This window comes from Brevibacillus sp. IT-7CA2 (assembly GCF_949767855.1).
GTDB lineage: Bacteria > Bacillota > Bacilli > Brevibacillales > Brevibacillaceae > Brevibacillus.
In genome coordinates, this window is the sequence record NZ_CATKQT010000044.1 from 586,853 (window position 1) to 608,806 (window position 21,954).

The following is a 21,954-nucleotide window of genomic DNA, read 5'->3' on the forward strand; positions in this document are numbered from 1 at the left end:
ATTAGGAAATGCTGGAAAAATACTTGCGCTTGAACCATAAAGCTACATGAACCAATGCAATCATTACAGGTACTTCAACAAGAGGACCGATGACGGCTGCAAAGGCGGCACCTGAATGAATCCCAAACACTCCAACTGCCACAGCGATAGCTAATTCAAAATTATTACTGCCTGCTGTGAAAGCAAGCGTCGTAGTAACGGGATAATTTGCGCCAATCTTTTTCCCCATATAGAAAGAGATAAAGAACATGAGGATGAAATAGATGAGAAGTGGAATGGCGATGCGAACAACATCAAGAGGAACGCTTACGATGTTTTCTCCTTGTGTTGAGAACATGACAATGATGGTAAAGAGTAAGGCAATCAGAGTCATGGGGCTAATTTTTGGGATGAACACTTTCTCATACCAATGTCTGCCTTTCACTTTTACAAAAGTAAAGCGTGTCAGCATCCCCGCAAGAAAAGGAATACCCAGGTAAATAAACACCGATTTTGCCACTTCCGCCATCGTAATGCTAATGACTGCACCCTGAATCCCAAGCCATTCCGGAATTACGGTGACAAAGACATAGGCATATACTGAAAAGAAAAGCATCTGAAACACAGAATTGAAAGCCACAAGCCCCGCAGCATATTCTGTATCTCCTTTTGCGAGGTCATTCCACACAATCACCATAGCGATACATCGTGCCAGTCCAATCATTATCAGCCCAACCATATATTCTGGTTTATCTGGCAAGAAAATGATGGCTAGTAAAAACATCAAAACCGGGCCTATAACCCAGTTTTGAATAAGGGATAGTACAAGAACCTTAAGGTCTTTAAATACATGTCCCATTTCTTCATATCGAACTTTTGCTAAAGGGGGGTACATCATCAAGATTAAACCTATGGCAAGAGGTATGGATGTTGTACCAATTTGTAAGCTATTTAATCCATTTGTGAAAGCAGGAAAGAAGGTTCCGATAATAATCCCTACTGCCATAGCAAGGAAGATCCAAAGGGTCAAGAAGCGATCTAAAAATGATAATTGTTTCATTGGGCCTCCCACTTTGTCTTAGCAGCAAGAATTGGTTGCTTCTGTTTTAGAATCTACGCAACAGGATGTGGATTCGATTTTATGAACGTCAATGTCAGACTTTGTGTAGAAAAATTCCCATTCATTACCGTCTGGATCAGTAACCCAAAATTTATCCTGCACAGCATAGCAACATGTCGTATCCATCTCGTCACGAGCGAAAAAGCCTTCTTTTTCTAGTCTTTCCTTATGAGTTAGGATTTCATTTGCAGTTTCAACCTGGAATCCGAAGTGGTTAACTTGATTTCCACTTGCAGTGTCCCGAACATTCAATGTGAAGTTTAGTCCTGGGGTTTCAAGCAAGAACTTAGCATAATCAGGTTTTACCTTTACAGGGTTGATCCCAAAAACATTCTGATAGAACTCAATAGATTTCTCCAGATTGGTAACGTTAACGCCAACATGTACATACTTCATTTCATAATCCTCCTTTAATTAAGTACTATTAATCAAAAAAAATTGATGTATGGTCTAAAAAAATTTAGCAGCAGCTGCCTTTGCCTTTTTTCCTAAAGATACAACAAAGCTCTTCCGATAAGAGGTGATTCACTTCTTCATCATTCAAATCGTAGTAACTCCAGGTACCTTTTGTCTCTTTGATAATTAGGTTGGCATCCAGTAATATCTTGAGATGATACGATAATTTAGATTGAGGCATGTCAAAAACCTCGGTAAGGTCACATACGCATGTTTTACCTCTCTGGCAAAGCTCATACATAATTTCTAAACGTTTCTGATCGGCTAGAGCTTTGAATTTTTTCTCATATAGCTCCAACTTTTGCTTGATGTCATTCATAATAACGACCTCATTCATCAAATTTTCTTGATGCATTTATTATACGCACGATTACCAAGAAGATGCAATAATTAAATCAATTTTTTTTGATGTAAGTTAGTTTTCGTTAGATGACAGGAACAGTAGTTATCCTGGAAAAGCAGCCATGGCCGCAGCCGATTTTATTGAAGAGATAGTGAACCTGTCCCTGTTTTGAGGAGACGGGTTTTCTTGTTGAATAACTGAATAATGGTTACATAAGTGATCCCTGGAAAGAGCTAATAGTTCGTTGGAATTAATGATTTCTCATTTCTGTATGAAAAAGATACTCTCGTTCCCTCTGCACCACAACAACTATACTATTCGGAATATTGGTTTCGCCCGAGTATACTCGTAGTCCCTTACCCATATGTAAGACACGTTTATTAGGAATTGGAGATTTTGATAAACTGAAGGATTATAGGAACACCTTGGAACGGGACATCACTCAGCATCAATGCGCCGGGCTGGACCACATACGTATTTGAAGGCTGAAGAATTCCGTTGATAAAAAGATTGATAATCGATACGGTACTGGGGTCGAGAATTCCGGAAGTACTAAACTGTAGTGAGGCGTCGGCATTCGTATATACATTTTTTTGTCCATCCGAAAATGTCGTGTATTGAGAAATCACTGTCGTCAGCAGTCCAGGCGTACAGGGGCACGGCCGGCAGGGTGGACAGGTCGGGCAAGGTTGCCCGGGAAAGATATTGGGGCACCCGAGTGGCGGCATTACTGGGTAACAGGTGCTCAGATTATTGGATCGAGTCACTACTATTCTTTTACTGGTTTTTTGCTTCATGGTCTCCAGCCCTTTCTCAAAGTAATGAAGAAGTGCAAGAATCTGATGGCTACAACCCGTTCTTGACATGTTACTCTTTTGATGGAATATTCCCCAGGCGTGTATCCTCTCCTGGGGAATTTCTTATTCACTTTCTAGTTGTCAGTTGATGACGAATTCTACGATCAATGGTGTTCCGGCGTTTTCGACATCACCGTCGGGAATTGTAATCGCAGTTGTTGTGACTGTGGAAGTACTCCCTGACTGAAGTACTCCATTAATGTAGAGATTGTAAAAAGCAAACGAACCAGGAAATGCTGTGGCAGCTGCGCCCGCGTCATTCACAAATGCTGTTGCCGCAATGGCAAATGTTGCTCCAGTCCCTGTTCCAGCCCCCATTGTCGAAGTGAACCTGAGCGACGTCATAAATGGTTTGGTAATCGGCATTCAACCAACTCCTAACTGTAGTAATGTAAGGAAAATCCTTACACCGTTTATTGAATGCGCAGTGTTTCCTTCTCGAAACGTACAAACGCCACTCAGAGAAATAATTTCCACGAAAATAACTTGTCCTCGTTTTGTTGAGACGGGTTTTATTATTTATTAGTCGAATAATGGTTACACAAGAGTATGTACGGTGATCCTTGGAAAAAGCAAAGGTTTGCTTGGGATTGATTGAAAAAGTGGAGAGGCACCTTCCTTATTTTTAGGGAGGTGCCTCATCGTGTTATTTGGTATATTCCATGACTTCAAAGGATTGAAGTTTGCTGAAAGCTACATAATCTTTTCGAGCGGTGAATGGTTACCGTCAGCACGATTGTTGTACGAGTTGATAAAGTCTTCAATCTCAGCAGCAGTTAGCTCAAACTCTTTTTCAAGACCACTGATCATTTTAATAACAAGCAATGCGTCATTACCGGTTGGAGTTGGCTCTGGTTCAGGTTCGGGGTCTGGAACTGGACTAAGAGTGGCATGCTGCGTCCACCCGTTGTTGAAGAATTCATCTTATCAGCGTAAGTATAAGATTTCATGGATAGAGTAAATTATTATACTGCGTCCCCACTTCACCCCTTCTTTACGGAAGGGGGTATTATTTTTTACAGACAATCGTGTGGAAGGAACATTTCAACGTTGGAAGTGGGGGAGTAAAATTTGTATAAATTTTATGCGTATGGACATTATACAAGTAGTAAAAACGCTTGAAATAAGGGGGTATTAAATTGAAAAAGTTCAATGCAATTATTTTGGCTCTAGTGTTAACGGTAACAATGGGCTTAACCGTATATGCTGAAGCTGGTGGTACAGTAGGTGCCGGGAACACAGGAGGAACAAACACCCCAGGTAATACGACAGGAAACACAGGTGTAGGCGTTACAGGAAATGGGGCACCGGCTAACACAGGTATCAATAACAACACGTACAGAACGACAGCAGTGGACACTGATTCAGACTGGGAATGGATAGGTTTGCTTGGATTAGCTGGTCTTTTTGGTTTGAGGGGAAGAAATAGGGAACGAAATCCACAGAAGTAACCAAAATCAACAACCCGTCCCTGTTTGAGGAGTCGGGTTTTCTAGTTGAATAACTGAATAATGGTTACATAAGAGTATGTACGGTGATCCTTGGAAAGAGCAAGGGTTGCTTGGGATTGATTGAAAAAAAAAGGAGAGGCACCTTCCTTATTTTTAGGGAGGTGCCTCATCGTATTATTTGTTATATTCCATAACTTCAAAGGATTGAATTTTACTAAATGCTACATAATCTTTTCGAGCAATCTCAGCAGCAGTTAGCTCAAACTCTTTTTCAAGACCACTGATCATTTTAATAACAAGCAATGCGGTGATCCCTGGAAAGAGCAAAGGTTTGCTGGGATTGATCGTACAAGAAGAGGGGCGGGAAAGCACCTCTTCATTTGTTTTAGTGGATTCACGTTCATGCCTAAACAGCCATATCATGATCAAAGGCATTTGCATAGTATGCACCACGTGCAATTATTAGCCTTTATTGGTGTTTGGAGTAAAGCATTTCGATTAGGGAATGGCTGCCTGTATTTCTGTAAGAAAGGGTGAATCCAATTTGGCCTGCCCATTTTTTCAGCCCTCAGTCGAATATAATACGGGAGGAACATCTCCTTCCAGCATTACATCTGCTGACTTTAATGGAGACGGTTTAATAGACCTGGCTGTAGTGGATATTGGGTCCAATGATGTTTCTATTCTTGTCAACAATGGGTCCGGCGTGTTTTCCGTATCGCAAACGATACCCTTCAATACTTTGTTCCCTGGGTCTTTATTAGGGCAAATTGCAGCAGCAGATTTTAATGGAGATGGCTTCATTGATTTGGCTGTAACGGATCAATCTCCCAATGACCGAGTTTTTATCCTTTTGAATAACGGGGATGGCACCTTTGCTGCACCTGTAGCTTATAGTACAGGTGTGTTTCCTGCTGTTTCGCAATCTTTTGCTATTGCTACAGGTGACTTTGATGGTGTAAACGGTGTGGACTTAGCTATAGCAAATGTAGGCCAAATTACAGGAACTAGTTTCATTACTGTCTTGTTGAATAATGGATCAGGTGTATTTACCATGGCGCCAGGGAGTCCATTTGACACTACCCCTGGTTTGGCCCCTTTTGATATTGTAGCGGCTGACTTTAATGGAGATGGGAGACTTGATCTGGCCACTGCCAATCGAGACACGAATGATGTAACTATATTTAGAGGGAATGGGAACGGTACGTTCCAAACTCCTGGAGTGAGTTTCTCTGTACTTCCAGGGGGATCATCCCCCATTAGCCTTGTAGCTGCTGATTTAAATGGTGATGGGGCTATTGATATTGCTGTCGGAAATATTACTACGAGTACTGTAACCGTCTTTCTAAACGATGGATTCGGTTCTTTTACAGAAGCAGCAGGAAGTCCCTTTACCTTGGGCACTGATGCATTTCCTTTTGATATAACAGCGGCTGACTTTAATTGTGATGGATTCATTGATTTAGCTACCCCGAATGAAGGCTCTGATAATGTTTCTTTACTTATCAGTGACGGGACGGGAGGGTTCTCGACACCCTTTCAGTTCGCTACAGGTGCAGGTCCGCTCAGTATAACAGTAGCTGATTTTAACGGAGACGGAAGAGTTGACATTGCTACTGCAAACGAGGATTCGAGCAATGTTTCTGTTTTGCTCAATGGATGCGTGCAGCCACCAACCTGCCCACCTGACATGGTAGTACCTTGCCCTATTGTAAACTATTCAACACCTGTATCTCTTTGCCCTGGAGTTACCGTTACCTGTTTTCCGCCTTCAGGCTCCCTTTTTCCAGTGGGAGATACGGTTGTCACCTGTACGGCACAAGATATATTTGGGAATACGGAAGTATGTTCATTTACCATCACGGTTATTGACGAGCCTCCAACCATTACTTGTCCTGAGGACATCACAGTCCTTGTTTTACCCGGGCAAACTTCCGCTACTGTTACCTATGAAGTCACTGCCACTGATACTTGTGGTGTAACCTCTATTACCTGTCATGGGATCACACGGTCCTTTACCCCTCCTGCACCAATTGCAGTTGCAACTTTTACCATGGACTTTCCTGTAGGAATAACGATGCTCACCTGTACAGCCAGGGATCAGTCAGGAAATATGGCCTCCTGCAGCTTTGTGGTTACCGTTACTTCTGGAGTCTCCAACAGTATTCAGCCAGAAATCATTCGTGTAAAAAAAGTGTATGATTTGGTAGTCTTTCAATCTAATTTTAGGCTCATACTGGATTTAAATAACAGTCAAGATGATCAAGGTAAACAAAAATGATGGAACTATATAGGGAAATATTTACTGCTTCATTTCTTTAATCGGTATGGAACCGTAGCAATTTTTACATCTTGGCGGGCGAATAAATACGCGCGGATTAATAAACTCGTTTGGTTGTGAAGTAAGTTATGCCACCAGCGCTTGGTAATAAACTGTGGAATCATGACAGTAACATGATCCGTTTCTGCCTTTTTCCACTCAACCGTGTCAATAAACTTAAACAAAGGTCTTATTATACTGCGATAATGTGAACGCAGGACAATCAAGCGTACTCCGGGATTCCAAAGCTCCCATTTTTCCTCCATTTTTTTCATGTCTTCATCATTAAATCCGACGTAGACAGCGACAATGTCGTCTGACAATGATTGCGCATAACTAATGGTGTTTTTCACCACCTGCGAAATTCCAGCCACAGGAATAACGATGACACTCCCTTTTGGTTCGGGTTTGTCTGTTTCCATATCAAGTCGTAACTCATTTGCCAAATCTCTATAATGCTGATTTATCTTCCTAAAGATGAAAATGACGATAGGAAGGAATACAAAAATCGGCCATACCTGCGAGAGTTTTGTAATGAAAAAGATCAGGCAAATGGTAAGGGTTGTTAGCATTCCTAAAGTATTAATAACAAAAGGTGCTAGCCACCCTCGGGGCTTTTTTGAAATCCAGCGTTTCATCATTCCTGCCTGTGACAAGGTAAACGGTATAAAAACACCAAGCGCATACAAAGGGATTAAGTTTTCCGTTTCTCCTTTAAACGCAATCACTAATAGTGCTGAAAGAATAGCCAAGAAAATAATCCCGTTCGAAAACCCAAGACGATCTCCTCGAACCATGAACATATTAGGCATAAATCTGTCCTTGGCAAACATAAAGGCGAGTAAAGGAAAGGCTGCAAAAGCAGTATTAGCGGCCAGGAATAAAATAAGTGCTGTAACAGCCTGAATCGAGTAATACATGATTCCTCGTCCAAAAACAGTAGAAGCGATTTGAGATACCACCGTTTCCTTTGGATTCGGTGAAATCCCATACAAATAAGCCAACAGGCTAATGCCCATGAACATAACACCGAGGATAAGTCCCATCATGAGAAGCGTTAATGCTGCATTTTTCGGTGCTGGGTCCCTGAAGTTGGGAATTGCATTGGATACGGCTTCTACCCCTGTTAATGCCGAACACCCCGAACTAAATGCTCTCAATAGAAGGAATAAAGTTATTCCTGGAACAACTGCCCCATATTGTGGGGGATGAGCTTGAACATTCCCCACCATCCATTGATATCCGCCGCCAATAATTAAGACGAGAATAGCGACAACAAACAAATAAACAGGATACATTAAAATCGTTGCCGATTCGGTTATTCCACGTAAATTTAATACCGTTACGATTGCAATCATGAAAAGAGCAATAAGAACGCGATGTTCATGTAGGACTGGAAATGCCGAAGTAATAGCGTCTGTAGAAGCAGACGTACTAACAGCAACCGTTAAAATGTAGTCCACGAGCAAAGAGCCACCTGCTACCAGTCCAGTAGTGGTTCCTAAATTGTCCTTTGCGACAATGTAGGCTCCACCACCAGTTGAATAAGCAAAGATGGTTTGTCGGTAAGACAAAATGAGGATGGTTAAAAGACCAACAACCGCAATGGAGATGGGGATAGAGTACCACATCGCTACTGCACCCAAAGTAATTAACACGAGAAGAATCTGTTCTGTTCCGTAAGCGACAGAAGATAGAGCATCAGATGAAAGAACCGCCAAAGCCTTTACTTTATTTAACTTTTCTCCGGCAAGTTCACTTGATTTCATAGGTCTACCGAGTAAAAATCGCTTGAATTCTGATATCATGTGTATTCCCCTATCTGACATTTCTCGTTAGTTTTCCCACTGCCACAATAATATTACGCAACTACATGATCAATGACTTGGCGCGTGCCGATATGAAGGTCACTTTTGAGTAAAAAGAAAACGGGTTCTTGTCCTTTAGCTTCATGCTTTTGGACAAAACCCGTTGCCATCATGTAATTAGATTCACCTGAATTTACTTTTGTATGCTGAACATCATCCGTTTACAGAATACGTTGAAACAATCGAAAATCGGATGGACTGCGGCCCGACATTCGGCAAAGTCTAAAATAACTGTACGCGTATTTATAAAAATGGCCATGCTTGCTTTCAACTAATGCTTGTTCCCAGTAGGAAGGTTCTAATGGATTCAACTCGCCTTCCATAACCGTCGAATCGGATTCAACAACCCGATTTTCCTCGAGTGTATTAGCATAAGCCAAGAGGTTGAGTCTTGTGTAAAAGGCCGGATCGAGATTGGCGTGTACATAATGTAGATAAGCTTGTTTCATTTCTACAATAGCATGACCATGCGTAAGGATATGCCCCAACTGCATATCGTCTTTCTCCATTCACAGTAACAAAACCAGGACCTGATGCTGCGAAACTACTAACCATTTTCCCCATGGCATCAAACAATTCGGCAGTTGCTGGAATATGGGAACGAGAGAGCATACTCAGCAAATAGAACGTGTAAATCACGTCATGACCAAGCGCATGGCATGTATGGCTCTTTTGGACGAGCAGTCTCATCATTTGAGCAGGAAATTCTTCGTATTCTGTGTTTGCCCGATACTGCTGTTCGTTTGCATGTTCTTCCACAACTTTATCAAGATTTTTACGAATCAAATCTTCCAACTTGGCAGGTACAATTTTTTCTTCCAAGAGTTCAGTCAAGGCTATAACCGCACACGCCCAATGTCCTCCCCACATATTGCTTTGTGACGATTCGATCATTTTTTGGCATGCCCATTTCCTATAGAAATCGATATCCAAATCAATCACCTCTCAATCTGATAGAGCTTTTTCTTTAAAAGAAGGAACCTGAATACATGATGATAGAATAATACAAATACCATAATGTCAAAACTAAAAATTGACATGACACCAACTAGATGAGAGGTGTTCCTTGATGACAACAAGTAAAACGAATCCTAAGGTTGATGAATTTTTAAGCAAGGCGAAAAAGTGGAAAGCAGAATACGAGAAGTTGAGAAGTATTGTTCTTGACTGTGAGCTGACCGAAGATTTTAAGTGGATGCATCCTTGTTACACGTTTGAGAAAAAAAACATTGTTTTAATACATGGATTTAAAGAATATTGCGCGCTTCTGTTTCAAAAAGGTGCCTTGTTAAAGGACCCACAGGGGATTCTCATCCAACAAACGGAGAATGTACAGGCGGCCCGCCAGATCCGGTTCACCAATGTGGAAGAAATCATGGAAATGGAATCTATTTTGAAGGCCTATATTCAGGAAGCCATTGAAGTTGAAAAATCCGGTGTGGAAGTGAGCTTTAAAAAGCATGAAGAATACATCATTCCTGAAGAATTTCAAAATAAGTTGAATGAAATCCCTGCCTTGAAAACTGCTTTTGAAGCATTGACTCCGGGACGGCAAAGAGCCTACCTTCTTCATTTTTCAGCACCTAAACAAGCCAAAACACGGGAGTCAAGGGTTGAAAAATGTATGCAGCAAATTCTCGATGGAAAGGGATTAAATGATTAATGGAAAGAAAAGAGGCGGAAACTACCGCCTCTTTTTTCGTGCTTCGCCATAGGGGTCGTTACACTTTGTAAAAAAATACGAAGAAAACCGAACCTTTTTCCGATTGAGAGACAATATAGGGTGTAAGCTGCTTACTCAGGAGGGCCCTCTGAATGGAAAATGAAGAGATGTACCAATTACTTATAAAAATGAAAGAGGGTGATCAACAGGCATTTCATACGATGTACGATGCCACCTTTCAGGACGTATACCGGACCGTCTCCTTTCTGGTCGATCATAAGCAGGATCGGGAAGATGTCATGAATGAAATCTATATGCAAATGTGGACCTCACTTGCTAATTACGATACGAAACGTCCTTTCCAGTTTTGGCTGCATGGCCTGGTAATCCGTCAAGTGCAGAGATTTCGGGTCAAGAGCTGGAGGAGATTCCGCATTTTTGAACGCATTCGTGCCTTCTCCCATGAAGAGTCTTATTGGGATGAACATATTGCGTTGATGGATGGTACAAACCAAATGATATCCCAGTCCATACGAAAACTGACCGACAAACAGCGGACAGTGATTATCTTTCGCTTTTATCACGACTATACTCTTGAGGAAATTGCGACTTTGCTCGATATTCCGCTGGGTACAGTCAAGTCCAGATATCATGCTGGCCTCCAGGCGCTTCGAAAAAACATAGGGAATCTCCCCGTGGAAAGGATGGAAAAGATCAATGACTATTGAACGCAAAATCCGTGAACATCTGCACGAAGAGGCAGAAACGATGGAGTGCCCGCCGGCCATTTCCAAACGAATCGAACAATCTTATTCTCACTATTTGCAACGAAAAAGGAGCGAAATAACCATGAAAAAACGATTAATTGGTGGAATTGTTGCTGCTGCAATTTTGATTCCAACCGCAGCATTTGCGGCCCCTGTTGTGATTGACATGCTTACTCGAGCACCAATGACTTCTGAACAAGTCAAGCTGGATGAGGCTGGGAAAGCAACACTTGAGAAGCTGTATCGTGCCATTCCTGAAACAAAATCGTTTGAGATTATTAATGCAAGCTACCTTGGAGACCCCAATGATTCAACCAAAAAGGTCCAACTAAGCATCGTCTTGCAGGAAAAAGGGGGAACTGGCAAAAAGATTACCCTCCATACAAACGGTATTACGGATGAGATTCAAGACCTGACGCAAGAGAATTGGGAGCCTAAGGAGAAACCACTCATTACTTTACCCGATCAGGAAATCAAGGGGAAGGTAGATCAACTCATTGATAAATTGTACGGCAACATCAAAGATTACGAGGTTGCCATGGAGCAAATGGACAATCCCAATCAAAAAACATTTATCTTGAATTACACCAAGAAGGGATCAGAGGGAGAGGGTTACCAAGTATTTGTTCAGGGTAATAGAATTAGTCTTGCTCCGGTAGATTTTGAACCATCAAACAACGGAGTAGAAGGTTATTTCTCATTAAATGGTAAGCCGGATTATACTGCTGATTACTTCTTAAACGATGAAAAACTGTTTGCTTTACTAAAAATGAGCCCGACAGAGTTAAAAGAAGAACTAGCCAAAGGGAAAACTGTTGTCGAGATTGCAGCATCTAAAAATATCTCGAAACAACAAGTGATTGATGTGATTGCAAAAACACAGGCTGAAGGACAACTTCAAGATGGAAAAAATAAAGTAACGATCAGCGATGATTTACTGAAACAAATGATGAAAGCAGTTGAACCAAAAGTCATACATGTAATTGAACACAAAACGGAAACAGAATGGAAGTAATAGAGAAGAGGCGGGGAACCGTCTCTTTTTTCTTACTCGTTGTGGGTATGATGAAGGTCACGTATGAGTAATTACCAGTGCAAGCTCGTTTATCATGAAAAATAAAGTTGTGCTTCCGCCTACGGGAAGATTCATGATGGCTACGTATACTGTAACGTACTAATTTGACTTCACACGCAAGCCAATCGAAAGGAGAGGTCGACCGTGACAATTGGACAGATGACTCGGGTCAGCTTGCCGTACCCCTCTACATGGGAAATTCAAGCGAGCTTCGGTGGAAGACCCACCACGTTGGGCACTTTAATAATTTCCGCTGTCTCGAATGGAAGGGTCAGTGGAACCGTTAACTTCCGAGGTACTCCGATTCCCATACAAGGAAGCTGGGATGAGAGGAGCAGGCAAGTCACGATTGAATCACCTTATGCCAATTTTGTTGGCACCTTTGCTTACAAAGACGAGCCAACACTTGGGTTGCGACATTATGTATTACGAGGAACGGTTCGAATGAAGCCCCCATCTGTACGGGCAGGAGAAGTGGGAACATGGACGGCCGTTACGCATTTGCCGCTGTAAGGAAATAGGAGGGTCTTATCTACTGATGGATAGGGCTTTTTTTAATTCCATAAGAAGGAGGCACCTTCCAGTTAGAAGAAGGTGCCTCCTTTTGTGATGTGCGGTTACAGGTGATGCCTATTGAGTGATTCCGAGCATTTGCTTCATATCTTCTTGAGCATCACCAATCAACTGAATATGGAACAAGTCTTGTAATACTTGCAGAACACCGGGCTGAATGAACTCAGGCAATTTTGGACCAATCCGTATATCTTGTATCCCCAGACTAAACAGACCGAGCAGGATGGCAACCGCTTTTTGTTCAAACCAGGAAAGAACGATACTTACCGGCAGCTCGTTCACTTCACATTCGAAGGCATCGGCTAATGCAGCCGCAATCGTAATGGTAGAAACCGAGTTATTGCACTGTCCCAAATCAATATATCTTGGGATGTTGGTACCTGGCACGATGCCGAAATCTACATCGTTAAAACGGAATTTTCCGCAGGAGGTAGTAAGAATGACTGTTTCTGGCGGTAAGGACGTAGCCAATTCACGGTAATACTCGCCTCCCTTGCCAGGAGCGTCACAACCAGCGATGACGAAGAAGCGTTTGATCTGTCCTTCCTTGACTGCCTGAATAATTTCAGGGGCGATGCCGAGGACCGTTTTGTGATGGTAGCCGGTCGTCAATGTCAGTTCCGATTCGATGGAAACCTCAGGAAGAGACAATGCTTTTTCAATGAGCGGCGCAAAATCGTTATCTACAATTTTCGTCACGTTCTCCAAACCGGTTATATCATACGAAAAGAAACGATCGGCGTAGCTGCCACGAATAGGCATTACACAGTTTGTTGTAGCGAGTATGGCGCCGGGAAATTTCTCAAACAATTGACGCTGATCGTACCATGCTTTCCCGATATTTCCTTTCAAATGAGGATATTTCTTCAGCGCGGGATAGCCATGTGCAGGCAGCATTTCGGAATGCGTATACACATTGATTCCTTTGCCTTCTGTCTGTTTTAACAGCTCTTCGAGAGCAAACAGATTGTGTCCCGTAATAACGATGCATTTTCCTTCGATTTTATTTTGCGAGACTGTGATTGGCTGCGGGACTCCGAAATGATCCGTATGAGCCCGATCCAAAAGTTCCATGACTTTTATCGCGGCCTTTCCTACTTTCATGGCCATTTGCAAATGTTCGTCTAAGTTAAAATTCACATTCGTCAATGTAAAATAGAGAGCTTCCTGTGTAATCCCATCCACTTCAGAATCGATATAGCCCAGTTGTCGAGCATGTGTGGCATAAGCCGCAATTCCTTTTAAAGCAAAAATAATTGTATCCTGAATACTCGCAAGATCTTCATTCTTTCCGCAAACGCCTATGACCTTACAACCACCTGATGGAGTCTGTTCACATTGATAACAAAACATGTATAATCCACTCCTTCGATTCAAGATTTCGCCTTGATTATAAGCGGATTGCTCGGAAGGAGCTGTGATTAAAATCACAACGAAACCAAACTTTGCCTCTTATCATAGTGGATGTAGAAGATTCCCAAGTGAGGGGTGTTGTTATGGTACGAAAATGGCAGTTGCCGTTACAGACATTGAGTCTTACGGTCGGTTTCATGGTATGGGTCATTCTGTCATCGCTCATGCCTTTTATCAAAGAAACCGTACCCATGAGTGCAAGCGAAGTGGCGTGGGTGACAGCGATTCCAGTCTTGCTTGGATCGTTGTTGAGAATCCCAGTAGGATATTGGAGTAACCGATTTGGGGCAAGAATTTTATTTAGCATAAGCTTTCTCTTGCTGCTGGCTCCTGTTTTTTATATTAGCCAGGCGACCACTTATACAGATTTGCTAATCGGCGGGTTATTTTTAGGGATAGGCGGAGCGGTGTTTTCCGTTGGTGTCACGTCTCTTCCTAAATACTATCCGAAAGAGAAGCATGGTTCTATAAACGGAATCTACGGTATGGGGAATATTGGTACAGCGATAACCACTTTTGCAGCGCCTGTTCTGGCTAAATCGTTAGGATGGGCCAATACCGTACAGATGTTTATGCTACTACTTGCAGGATTCGCTGTGCTTACCTTCTTAATGGGGGATAAAAATGAACCTAAGGTAGTGACTCCTCTTGGTCAGCAGATCAAGAGTGTCTACAAAAACGAAAAGCTATGGTTAATCAGTTTGTTCTACTTTATTACGTTTGGTTGCTTCGTCGCTTTCACCGTGTATCTCCCGAATTTTTTAGTGAGCCATTTCCAACTGGATAAAGTAGATGCAGGTATGAGAACAGCAGGATTCATTCTTTTGGCGACACTTGCAAGACCATTGGGAGGCTGGCTAGGTGATAGGTGGAACCCCTTCAAGGCATTGATGATTGTGTTTGCCGGGCTCGCCTTGTCTGGAATTGTCTTATCTTTCTCGCCATCAATTTTAATGTATACGGTAGGATGTTTGTTGGTAGCGATATGCGCAGGTATCGGTAACGGTGCCGTGTTCAAATTAGTGCCGATGTATTTCTCGCGACAAGCGGGGATTGTGAATGGGATCGTATCTGCCATGGGGGGATTAGGAGGATTTTTTCCACCGTTGATCTTAACGCTGCTGTTTAATCTGACGGGGCATTACGCGATCGGTTTCATGGCGTTATCTCAGTTTGCACTGGCAAGCTTGGTCTTGGTGATGTGGATGTTTTATCAAGAGAAGCTGCAGCTCGCCGCCACCATTATGGAAAAGACGGGAGAGGCGATACTGATTACCGATACACGAGGAGTCATTAAAAGTGCGAACCATGCTTTTACGAAAGTGACTGGGTATGAGATGAATGAGGTGATTGGCAAGTCCCCCAATATTTTAAAATCAGGGAGGCAGAGTGCCGACTTCTATCAAAAGATGTGGGATTCGATCAAGAAGAATGGCTATTGGCAAGGAGAGATCTGGAATCGCCGGAAGAATGGGGAGCAATATCTCCAATGGCTAACGATCAGCGCGATTAAAGACGATGCAGGAGACGTCGAGTACTATGCTGGCATGTTCAGCGAGCTCGCGGAGCAAAGACATGGATAAAGAAGCTTGAACCACTTATGAAAAAAAGTCTTGGACGGACAAGTCCAGGACTTTTTTCGTGCAGGAAAGGATGTAGAATTTGCTCACATTTGGCAAATATCGGGAGGGCAGTCATCACAATAAATCGCATCTTTTAAATAGGCAAGGTCCTTAATCAAGATATGCCCCTGGGGAAGCAGATCGATGGTGTCCTGTTTTTTCAGATCGGAAAGCATCCGGTTGACACTCTCTCGTGTCAGACCAATGAATTGCGCCAAATCACGATTGGTAAGGGAAAGGTCGATGAGGATTCCTTCGGGGTGTGGCTTGCCGTACGTGTTACTCATGCGGATTAGCGTTGAATACAAGGCTCCAATTTTGCCATTGAGTAGCAAATCGCGAAATTTGGATTGCATCCGCCTGTTCATCAATCCCATCCAACGCAGGAAGTCTACGCAAAATTGACCGTTTTTGATGAGCATTTTTTCCAACGCTTGTCGCGGGATGATCCATATCTCACCCTCCATCAACATGGTGCCTGTGGAGGTGTACTTCAATTCCTGTTCGAAGAGCCCGGAGACGCCGACTAGCTCTCCTGCACCAAATACTTGCAATGTTAATTCTTTTCCATCGTTTGTGTTTTTTGTGAGCTTAATTTGGCCCGACGAAATTAAGAATAGCTGATCGGCTCTTTCACCATCCAAAAACAGAACGGATCCGGGAACGAAATTTTTCCTAACAGAAAATGTTTCAAGGCTATTCACAAAATCGGAAGAAATCTGTTCCACAAACGTTGTGCCATTTCCGGTCATGTGGGTCCTCCCTACAACAAGGATACAAAGGTAACTCATTATATCATCCGAAATCGATGGTTTGGGAAGAGAAAATCGTCCTGATTATGGCAGTGGTGTGAGGTAAATCACAACCTGGGTTACGAGCCGTTGCTACAATGGACTCGAGCGAAAGGAAAAAATGAGCAGCAGCAGGGAGGGTGTTGTATGAACTATATATTTGCTTCCAAGGTGGCGAAGCGTGCTTTTATCATCATTGCTTGCTTGTTCGTCCTAAGTTACGTGGGAACACGTTTTTTCACGCATATTGATTTGGCGCTTTACGGCTATATGGTGGGGACTCTTGTCTTTATTGGAGGTTTCCTATACCGATTTTCTGCGTGGGCAGATCGCCCGCCAACGAATGTTATTTTGAAAAAGGGGCTACGACTTCTCTTTCGTAAAAGCACGGCGAATACAACGGTGGATCATCTGGCCATCTATCGCTTTATTTGGAATCGGGGATGGTACCGCTGGACACAGCACATTTTGCTGGGATGGGGATGCATCTTGGCCGCGTTTGTCACCTTTCCGTTAGTTTTTGGCTGGATGTATTTCACGATGACGGACAATGGTTTCTATCAGGTCGTGTTCATGGGTGTGGATGTTCTGACCGTACAAGCGGATGGCTGGGTTGCCTTTCTCTTTTACAACGCGTTGAACATTACTGCTTTTATGGTCATCGGCGGAGCAGTCATGGCATTGTATCGCAGATTCAAGAACATGCAGGCACGGGCTGAACAATCCTTTGTCTACGACTTTCTGCCTTTATACCTGCTACTGTTTATCAGCGTGACAGGCTTGATGTTAACCGCAAGCAACATGTTCTTAGGGGGCTTTGGGCACCCGGTTATATCAGTCACTCATCAATTTGCAGTGATTGTGACATTGATTTATCTGCCATTCGGAAAACTGGCTCACATACCGTTCCGTCCCATGAGTGTGTTTGCACGTAATTATCGCGAACACTACGGCGAGCAGGAAATGAAAAAGTGCAAAGTGTGCAGCAATGAGTTTGTTTCTGCGGAACAGTCGGCAGATGTAATCAACGTGCTGGGTAAAAACGAAATGGCTTTTCAAATGGAAGAAGGATTCCACTTGGCTGAACTTTGCTTGCCGTGCCGCAGAAAATACCGGATGTTCCGTTTCACAGGAGTTCCTACGCACGAGATCAATGCCAGGGAGGCAAATCAACATGCCAAAGGATAAATTTTTTAAAGTAATTGAAAACAAGATACATCCGAACGAGAAATTGGTCAGCACGCACTGCTGCTACTGCGGTATGCAATGCGGGATGAACCTGCGTGTAGATACAACGACGAACAAGATTATTGGAGTGGAGCCACGGTACGATTTCCCTGTCAATCTGGGTAAGATGTGCCCAAAAGGCGTGACGGCTTATCAGCAGGTGAACCATCCGGATCGGATACAGCGGCCTTTGATTCGAACAGATGCATCATTAAAAGGCACGGCGGAAGGATTTCGGGAGGCGTCATGGGAGGAAGCACTTGACTTGATCATTTCCAAGTTCAAGGAATTGCAACACAACTATGGCAAAGATACCTTGTCTGTTTACTCTGGCGTTTCCATGACGAACGAAAAATGCTATCTCACGGGTAAGTTTGCGCGGGTCGCCTTGCAAACCCGCTATATCGACTACAATGGCCGCTTCTGCATGTCCTCGGCTGCGGCAGGATTGAATCGAAGCTTGGGGATTGATCGCGGTTCTACCATTCCCTGGACGGATATTCATCAAACAGACTGCTTGTTTTTGGCCGGTTCAAACGCGGCTGAGTGTCATCCAACCAGCATGTTTCGTATTTGGGAAGTGCAAAATCGAGGCGGTTATCTGATCGTAGCCGATCCAAGGGAAACACCTTTGGCACGTCGAGCTGATATCCACCTGGATCTGCGGCCCGGTACAGATTTGGCACTGGCAAACGGAATCGTTCATCTCCTGATCAAGGACGGACATATTGATGAAGACTTTATTCGAAATCATACGAATGGTTTTGAAGAAACAAAAGAAGTGGTTGCTACCTTCACACCGGAGTATGTCAGCGAAATAACAGGGGTTTCGGTGGAGAAGATTGTGCGGGCTGCCGACATTTTCGGGAGGGCACCCGATGCGATTGTCATGTTTTGCCGTGGTGTGGAACAGCAGGCGAAAGGGACGGACAACGTATCGGCCTATACCAACATGTCGCTCGTCACAGGCAAGATTGGCCGTCCAAAATCAGGTGTTGCAACCCTTACTGGTCAAGGAAACGGTCAAGGGGGGCGGGAACACGGGCAAAAAGCCGATCAATTGCCTGGCTACCGCAAGCTCGATAATCCTGAACATGTGCGTGAAATAGCATGTGCCTGGGGCATTCCCGCGGAAGAGATGCCGCAGAAAGGTGTCTCTGCCTATGAGATGTTCCAGCTGATGAAGGATAAAACAATCCGTAGCTTATACTTACTCTGCTCCAATCCGGTTGTAAGTGCGCCAAATCTAAACCATGTTCGGGAGTCCCTGAAAAGTCTGGATTTTATGGTTTGCTGCGACTTTTACTTGTCCGAATCAGCTGAATACGCCGATGTCGTTCTTCCCGTTACGACTTGGGCAGAGGACGATGGAACGACTACCAACCTCGAAGGTCGTATCATTCGTCACCGTCAGGCACAGGAATGGTTCGAAGAATCCAAGCCTGACTGGTGGATTCAGGTAGAAATCGCCAAAAGAATGGGGCGCGGACAATTCTTTGCTCACTTGAAGTCTCCCCAGGATATTTTCAATGAAATACGTCAGGTCTCCAAAGGTGGAATAGCTGACTACTATGGGGTCACCTACGAGAAAATTGATCAAAACAATGGTGTTTTCTGGCCGTGCCGTGAGGAGGGTGACGAGGGGCAGCCCCATTTATTCCTGGATAAAAAATTTTATCACCCGGATGGCAAAGCCAAAATATGTGCGTTGCCTTACCGCCCGCCAGCGGAGGAGCCAGATGAAGAATATCCTTTGCGGCTAACTACGGGACGAGTTGTGTTCCACTATTTATCCGGGAACCAGACAAGACGAATCCCGTTTTTGACAGACATGTATCCTGATCCTCTGCTAGAGGTTCATCCAAAAACAGCGACTCGTTACGGCATTGAACACGATGAGATGGTCACTCTGAAAACAAGAAGAGGCGAGGCGCAGTACCGCGTGAAAGTTATCGAGGCCATTCGAGAGGATACGGTGTTTGTCCCGTACCACTGGGGAAAAGCGGAGTCTATCAATCTGCTGACCAATCCGGCATTGGACCCTTACAGCAAAATGCCTGAATTTAAAGCGTGCGCCGCGAAAATCATCAAGCACAAGCATGGAGGAGTTCGCCATGGGTAAACAAGTCTTATACATCGAAATGGATAATTGCATCGGTTGTCGAAGCTGCTTGGCGGCGTGTACACAGTGTGGAGGTCACGACAACCGAAACCGAAACTACGTACTGGATGTGGACCCGTTTATCAGCAGACAAACGATTCCTCTTATGTGCTTCCATTGTGTCAATCCTGCTTGTGCCCGCAGCTGTCCTGCTCAGGCGATTCAAATCGCAGATAATGGAGCCGTATTGTCAGCTTTGGTAGAGAAATGCATCGGTTGTCAAAATTGTACGATTGCCTGCCCCTATGGGATTCCCAAATTTGATGAAGAACAGAATCTCATGTACAAGTGCGATCTATGCTACGACCGTACGAAAGAGGGAATCCCGCCGATGTGCGCTTCGGTTTGCCCGACAAACACCTTGCAGTGGATTGAGGAAGCAGAGCTGGAAGAAAAACGGGCACAGATTCCTTTGGCCAATGGCAAATGGACTGCCAGCCACGACCCGGATGTGCTGGAAGGCGAAACCAATGTGAAAATTAGCCTGCCTGGCATTCTGCAGGGCAAACAGAAGCTATTCTAGAGGGGAGAAATACCTTATGGAGAACGAGAAAACCCGCCCAATTCCGTTGAAGGATGACAATTATACACATAACATTAATCGTTCCAATGAGCGTAGTCTGGATCGACGGAGTTTTATGAAAACAATGGTAGGAGCAGCCGGTCTATTCGCGGCATCTACTCTGCCATGGGGGGCATTAGCTGCCAAGGAGCTGATGAGTTCATCCAGCAAGTCGTATCCCACACAAAAAATCGCGAATCTCAGCGATATAAAACCCGGAGATGCGATTGAGTTTGCTTATCCAGGAGAGCATGACAGCGCGTTGTTCGTATATGTGAAGGAAAAGGAATACAAGGCGTATCAAAATGCATGTACCCACCTGCGTTGTCCGGTATTTTGGGACCGAGATGAGAAAGAGCTGCTATGTCCTTGCCATCATGGGAAATTTGATATCGCCACAGGTAATCCGCTCGCTGGTCCCCCAAGAAGACCACTTCCGGAAATTGTGCTTCAAGAGAAAGATGGAGCTGTATACGCTGTAGGGGTGAAGAGATATGAAGAGCAGCTATAGAGGTGTCATCCTATTAGCATTGATCTTGTTCGCCAGCATTATTTGCACTCAGTACACAGTCAATATGTATTTTGCACAGCGATATATGGAGGTGCTATTGCTCAGCGGTGCAACGGTAGTGTTGTTCCCACTGGCATGGATGGTATTTAGAAAAGACCAGCGGGATCGAAGAGAACAAGGGAAATAATCTGGGGAAGGGAGTGTGATCAGTGACCATGAATCCTAGTAAGAGAACGATTGCCGAGCTTCACCAAGAGCTGCCTGCTTTGGTGGATAAAAAGATGGGGATACTCATTCAAGATTTGGCGGATAATGCCGAACCACACAGTCCGGCTCTCTTGGAAAGGCAGCTGGCAAAATGGGAGATCACGGAGGATGAGGAGCATCTGCGACTCTATTTTAATCCTTGCCAGTTTATTGCGATTCCCATCCAGAATGGACCGGTTGTTTTTTCGCAAGAGGATGACTATATTCAAATGGTTGCGAGGGACAATCGGGGACAGCTAGCGTATCGCATTTCTTTTGGTTACTAACTCCCACTAGTAGATGGAGGGATTGTAATGGGACCACCGCCTATAGGATGTATGGGGATGATGCAGGAGTTTGAAGGGAGAAGGAAGCTGTGTCCAGCTCTGGAAAAATTGAAAGACGAGCACCTATCATTAGCTGAGCAGTTGAATGAGCTCGTACATCTAGCAAATAATCTGAAATCTACTGCCGAACCTACTAAAAGAAAGAAAGGCTTAACAGAGCTTCATGAGCTGGCGTCCTCGTTTCGGGCGGAACTGGAGAAACACTCCAGACGCGAGGAGGAAGACCTGTATCCCCTGATGGCTAACTATATCGAACGGGAGATAGGACCGATTGCTGTCATGGAGGAAGAGCATGATCTTATTCATGAAAGCCTGATGTCGTTCATGCGAATCGTAGAAAAGGAAAAGTCTGAACCTGTTGAAGTAGAAGCTGTCCACACTCATTTGCTGAAGTCAGTAGAGATACTCATGGAACATTTCTTTAAAGAAGAGAGTGTGCTGTTCCCGATGGCAGAATACGTATTGAGTGACGCAGAGAAAGAGCAGTTGCGAGTACTGTTTCAAGATTAAAAATTATGTAGCCCTCCTACTGGTAAAAGTGGGAGGGTGATTTTATTTTCCAATTATATTCTCTTGAGGGAAAATGTGCATGCCTCTACTGT

24 protein-coding genes are annotated in these 21,954 nt (G+C 43.9%); 14 read left to right on the forward strand and 10 right to left on the reverse strand.

What is annotated here, in order from left to right; translation table 11 throughout:
- Position 1: 1 nt before the first annotated feature.
- The 5 genes from arsB to ACM6JA_RS22555 form a co-directional block, all read right to left on the reverse strand.
- Entirely contained in the window at positions 2-1,039 is a 1,038-nt protein-coding gene (gene arsB, locus ACM6JA_RS22535) for an ACR3 family arsenite efflux transporter (protein WP_414854113.1), read from the reverse strand.
- Between the two features lie 18 nt (positions 1,040-1,057).
- On the reverse strand, positions 1,058-1,495 hold the full coding sequence (locus ACM6JA_RS22540; RefSeq protein WP_414854114.1) for an ArsI/CadI family heavy metal resistance metalloenzyme: 438 nt from the start codon (positions 1,493-1,495) through the stop codon (positions 1,058-1,060).
- A gap of 64 nt (positions 1,496-1,559) precedes the next feature.
- Positions 1,560-1,874, reverse strand: a complete 315-nt coding sequence (gene arsR, locus ACM6JA_RS22545; protein WP_414854115.1) for an arsenical resistance operon transcriptional regulator ArsR — start codon at positions 1,872-1,874, stop codon at positions 1,560-1,562.
- 404 nt (positions 1,875-2,278) lie between these two features.
- Positions 2,279-2,764 (reverse strand): DUF4183 domain-containing protein, encoded by a 486-nt coding sequence (locus tag ACM6JA_RS22550; protein ID WP_414854116.1) that lies wholly within the window; start codon positions 2,762-2,764, stop codon positions 2,279-2,281.
- A gap of 72 nt (positions 2,765-2,836) precedes the next feature.
- Positions 2,837-3,121, reverse strand: a complete 285-nt coding sequence (locus ACM6JA_RS22555; protein WP_414854117.1) for a DUF4183 domain-containing protein — start codon at positions 3,119-3,121, stop codon at positions 2,837-2,839.
- Between the two features lie 773 nt (positions 3,122-3,894).
- Here ACM6JA_RS22555 and ACM6JA_RS22560 point away from each other — a divergent pair.
- Positions 3,895-4,206, forward strand: a complete 312-nt coding sequence (locus tag ACM6JA_RS22560; RefSeq protein WP_414854118.1) for a WGxxGxxG family protein — start codon at positions 3,895-3,897, stop codon at positions 4,204-4,206.
- A gap of 174 nt (positions 4,207-4,380) precedes the next feature.
- Here ACM6JA_RS22560 and ACM6JA_RS22565 read toward each other — a convergent pair whose 3' ends face one another.
- The gene (locus ACM6JA_RS22565; RefSeq protein ID WP_414854119.1) at positions 4,381-4,647 is read right to left on the reverse strand and encodes a hypothetical protein; all 267 of its coding nucleotides are present in this window, start codon (positions 4,645-4,647) and stop codon (positions 4,381-4,383) included.
- 64 nt (positions 4,648-4,711) lie between these two features.
- On the opposite strand from ACM6JA_RS22565, the gene ACM6JA_RS22570 reads away from it, so the two are divergent.
- On the forward strand, positions 4,712-6,487 hold the full coding sequence (locus ACM6JA_RS22570) for an FG-GAP-like repeat-containing protein (RefSeq protein ID WP_414854120.1): 1,776 nt from the start codon (positions 4,712-4,714) through the stop codon (positions 6,485-6,487).
- Between the two features lie 29 nt (positions 6,488-6,516).
- Here the strand turns inward: ACM6JA_RS22570 and ACM6JA_RS22575 are convergent, their stop codons facing one another.
- Together ACM6JA_RS22575 and ACM6JA_RS22580 are read right to left on the reverse strand one after the other, a co-directional pair.
- A complete protein-coding gene (locus ACM6JA_RS22575) occupies positions 6,517-8,334 on the reverse strand; it encodes an APC family permease (protein ID WP_414854121.1) in 1,818 nt (605 codons plus the stop codon).
- 426 nt (positions 8,335-8,760) lie between these two features.
- Positions 8,761-9,336 (reverse strand): hypothetical protein, encoded by a 576-nt coding sequence (locus ACM6JA_RS22580; RefSeq protein ID WP_414854122.1) that lies wholly within the window; start codon positions 9,334-9,336, stop codon positions 8,761-8,763.
- 127 nt (positions 9,337-9,463) lie between these two features.
- On the opposite strand from ACM6JA_RS22580, the gene ACM6JA_RS22585 reads away from it, so the two are divergent.
- The 4 genes from ACM6JA_RS22585 (at position 9,464) to ACM6JA_RS22600 (ending at position 12,412) form a co-directional block, all read left to right on the forward strand.
- Positions 9,464-10,057, forward strand: coding sequence for a YdeI/OmpD-associated family protein (locus ACM6JA_RS22585; RefSeq protein ID WP_414854123.1), 594 nt, complete (start codon positions 9,464-9,466; stop codon positions 10,055-10,057).
- 152 nt (positions 10,058-10,209) lie between these two features.
- Complete coding sequence (locus tag ACM6JA_RS22590; RefSeq protein WP_414854124.1) at positions 10,210-10,785, forward strand: sigma-70 family RNA polymerase sigma factor; 576 nt, start codon at positions 10,210-10,212, stop codon at positions 10,783-10,785.
- Positions 10,775-11,839: a hypothetical protein gene (locus ACM6JA_RS22595; RefSeq protein WP_414854125.1), complete on the forward strand. Its 1,065-nt coding sequence runs from the start codon at positions 10,775-10,777 to the stop codon at positions 11,837-11,839. Before ACM6JA_RS22590 ends, ACM6JA_RS22595 begins: the two co-directional genes overlap by 11 nt.
- Positions 11,840-12,043: 204 nt before the next feature.
- The gene (locus ACM6JA_RS22600) at positions 12,044-12,412 is read left to right on the forward strand and encodes a hypothetical protein (protein WP_414854126.1); all 369 of its coding nucleotides are present in this window, start codon (positions 12,044-12,046) and stop codon (positions 12,410-12,412) included.
- A gap of 117 nt (positions 12,413-12,529) precedes the next feature.
- Here ACM6JA_RS22600 and hcp read toward each other — a convergent pair whose 3' ends face one another.
- Positions 12,530-13,825, reverse strand: a complete 1,296-nt coding sequence (gene hcp, locus ACM6JA_RS22605; RefSeq protein ID WP_414854127.1) for a hydroxylamine reductase — start codon at positions 13,823-13,825, stop codon at positions 12,530-12,532.
- A gap of 143 nt (positions 13,826-13,968) precedes the next feature.
- Between hcp and ACM6JA_RS22610 the strand changes: the two genes are divergently transcribed.
- Positions 13,969-15,468, forward strand: a complete 1,500-nt coding sequence (locus ACM6JA_RS22610) for an MFS transporter (RefSeq protein WP_414854128.1) — start codon at positions 13,969-13,971, stop codon at positions 15,466-15,468.
- An 83-nt stretch (positions 15,469-15,551) separates the two neighbouring features.
- Here ACM6JA_RS22610 and ACM6JA_RS22615 read toward each other — a convergent pair whose 3' ends face one another.
- Positions 15,552-16,259 (reverse strand): Crp/Fnr family transcriptional regulator, encoded by a 708-nt coding sequence (locus ACM6JA_RS22615; protein WP_414854129.1) that lies wholly within the window; start codon positions 16,257-16,259, stop codon positions 15,552-15,554.
- Between the two features lie 186 nt (positions 16,260-16,445).
- Here ACM6JA_RS22615 and ACM6JA_RS22620 point away from each other — a divergent pair, with 186 nt between their 5' ends.
- Genes ACM6JA_RS22620 through ACM6JA_RS22650 form a run of 7 tightly spaced genes read left to right on the forward strand, consistent with a single transcriptional unit; the run spans position 16,446 to position 21,862 of the window.
- Positions 16,446-17,486 carry a hypothetical protein gene (locus ACM6JA_RS22620; protein WP_414854130.1) on the forward strand — a complete coding sequence of 347 codons (1,041 nt, stop codon included), beginning with the start codon at positions 16,446-16,448 and terminating at the stop codon, positions 17,484-17,486.
- Positions 17,473-19,647: a molybdopterin oxidoreductase family protein gene (locus tag ACM6JA_RS22625; RefSeq protein ID WP_414854131.1), complete on the forward strand. Its 2,175-nt coding sequence runs from the start codon at positions 17,473-17,475 to the stop codon at positions 19,645-19,647. Before ACM6JA_RS22620 ends, ACM6JA_RS22625 begins: the two co-directional genes overlap by 14 nt.
- Entirely contained in the window at positions 19,640-20,209 is a 570-nt protein-coding gene (locus tag ACM6JA_RS22630) for a 4Fe-4S dicluster domain-containing protein (RefSeq protein WP_088909171.1), read from the forward strand. Before ACM6JA_RS22625 ends, ACM6JA_RS22630 begins: the two co-directional genes overlap by 8 nt.
- Positions 20,210-20,225: 16 nt before the next feature.
- The gene (locus tag ACM6JA_RS22635) at positions 20,226-20,759 is read left to right on the forward strand and encodes a Rieske (2Fe-2S) protein (RefSeq protein WP_007716653.1); all 534 of its coding nucleotides are present in this window, start codon (positions 20,226-20,228) and stop codon (positions 20,757-20,759) included.
- Entirely contained in the window at positions 20,743-20,946 is a 204-nt protein-coding gene (locus tag ACM6JA_RS22640) for a hypothetical protein (protein ID WP_414854132.1), read from the forward strand. The genes ACM6JA_RS22635 and ACM6JA_RS22640 overlap by 17 nt, the downstream gene beginning before the upstream one ends.
- Before the next feature lie 28 nt (positions 20,947-20,974).
- The gene (locus ACM6JA_RS22645) at positions 20,975-21,292 is read left to right on the forward strand and encodes a hypothetical protein (protein WP_414854174.1); all 318 of its coding nucleotides are present in this window, start codon (positions 20,975-20,977) and stop codon (positions 21,290-21,292) included.
- A 57-nt stretch (positions 21,293-21,349) separates the two neighbouring features.
- Positions 21,350-21,862, forward strand: a complete 513-nt coding sequence (locus ACM6JA_RS22650) for a hemerythrin domain-containing protein (protein WP_414854133.1) — start codon at positions 21,350-21,352, stop codon at positions 21,860-21,862.
- Positions 21,863-21,954: the final 92 nt, after the last annotated feature.

Bases quoted from the DNA above. Each gene is read 5' to 3' on its own strand.
- arsB (WP_414854113.1), bottom strand. From the start codon at position 1,039: ATGAAACAATTATCATTTTTAGATCGCTTCTTGACCCTTTGGATCTTC.
- ACM6JA_RS22540 (WP_414854114.1), bottom strand. From the start codon at position 1,495: ATGAAGTATGTACATGTTGGCGTTAACGTTACCAATCTGGAGAAATCT.
- arsR (WP_414854115.1), bottom strand. From the start codon at position 1,874: ATGAATGACATCAAGCAAAAGTTGGAGCTATATGAGAAAAAATTCAAA.
- ACM6JA_RS22550 (WP_414854116.1), bottom strand. From the start codon at position 2,764: ATGTCAAGAACGGGTTGTAGCCATCAGATTCTTGCACTTCTTCATTAC.
- ACM6JA_RS22555 (WP_414854117.1), bottom strand. From the start codon at position 3,121: ATGCCGATTACCAAACCATTTATGACGTCGCTCAGGTTCACTTCGACA.
- ACM6JA_RS22565 (WP_414854119.1), bottom strand. From the start codon at position 4,647: ATGCAAATGCCTTTGATCATGATATGGCTGTTTAGGCATGAACGTGAA.
- ACM6JA_RS22570 (WP_414854120.1), top strand. From the start codon at position 4,712: ATGGCTGCCTGTATTTCTGTAAGAAAGGGTGAATCCAATTTGGCCTGC.
- ACM6JA_RS22575 (WP_414854121.1), bottom strand. From the start codon at position 8,334: ATGATATCAGAATTCAAGCGATTTTTACTCGGTAGACCTATGAAATCA.
- ACM6JA_RS22585 (WP_414854123.1), top strand. From the start codon at position 9,464: ATGACAACAAGTAAAACGAATCCTAAGGTTGATGAATTTTTAAGCAAG.
- ACM6JA_RS22590 (WP_414854124.1), top strand. From the start codon at position 10,210: ATGGAAAATGAAGAGATGTACCAATTACTTATAAAAATGAAAGAGGGT.
- ACM6JA_RS22595 (WP_414854125.1), top strand. From the start codon at position 10,775: ATGACTATTGAACGCAAAATCCGTGAACATCTGCACGAAGAGGCAGAA.
- hcp (WP_414854127.1), bottom strand. From the start codon at position 13,825: ATGTTTTGTTATCAATGTGAACAGACTCCATCAGGTGGTTGTAAGGTC.
- ACM6JA_RS22610 (WP_414854128.1), top strand. From the start codon at position 13,969: ATGGTACGAAAATGGCAGTTGCCGTTACAGACATTGAGTCTTACGGTC.
- ACM6JA_RS22615 (WP_414854129.1), bottom strand. From the start codon at position 16,259: ATGACCGGAAATGGCACAACGTTTGTGGAACAGATTTCTTCCGATTTT.
- ACM6JA_RS22620 (WP_414854130.1), top strand. From the start codon at position 16,446: ATGAACTATATATTTGCTTCCAAGGTGGCGAAGCGTGCTTTTATCATC.
- ACM6JA_RS22625 (WP_414854131.1), top strand. From the start codon at position 17,473: ATGCCAAAGGATAAATTTTTTAAAGTAATTGAAAACAAGATACATCCG.
- ACM6JA_RS22630 (WP_088909171.1), top strand. From the start codon at position 19,640: ATGGGTAAACAAGTCTTATACATCGAAATGGATAATTGCATCGGTTGT.
- ACM6JA_RS22635 (WP_007716653.1), top strand. From the start codon at position 20,226: ATGGAGAACGAGAAAACCCGCCCAATTCCGTTGAAGGATGACAATTAT.
- ACM6JA_RS22640 (WP_414854132.1), top strand. From the start codon at position 20,743: ATGAAGAGCAGCTATAGAGGTGTCATCCTATTAGCATTGATCTTGTTC.
- ACM6JA_RS22645 (WP_414854174.1), top strand. From the start codon at position 20,975: ATGAATCCTAGTAAGAGAACGATTGCCGAGCTTCACCAAGAGCTGCCT.
- ACM6JA_RS22650 (WP_414854133.1), top strand. From the start codon at position 21,350: ATGATGCAGGAGTTTGAAGGGAGAAGGAAGCTGTGTCCAGCTCTGGAA.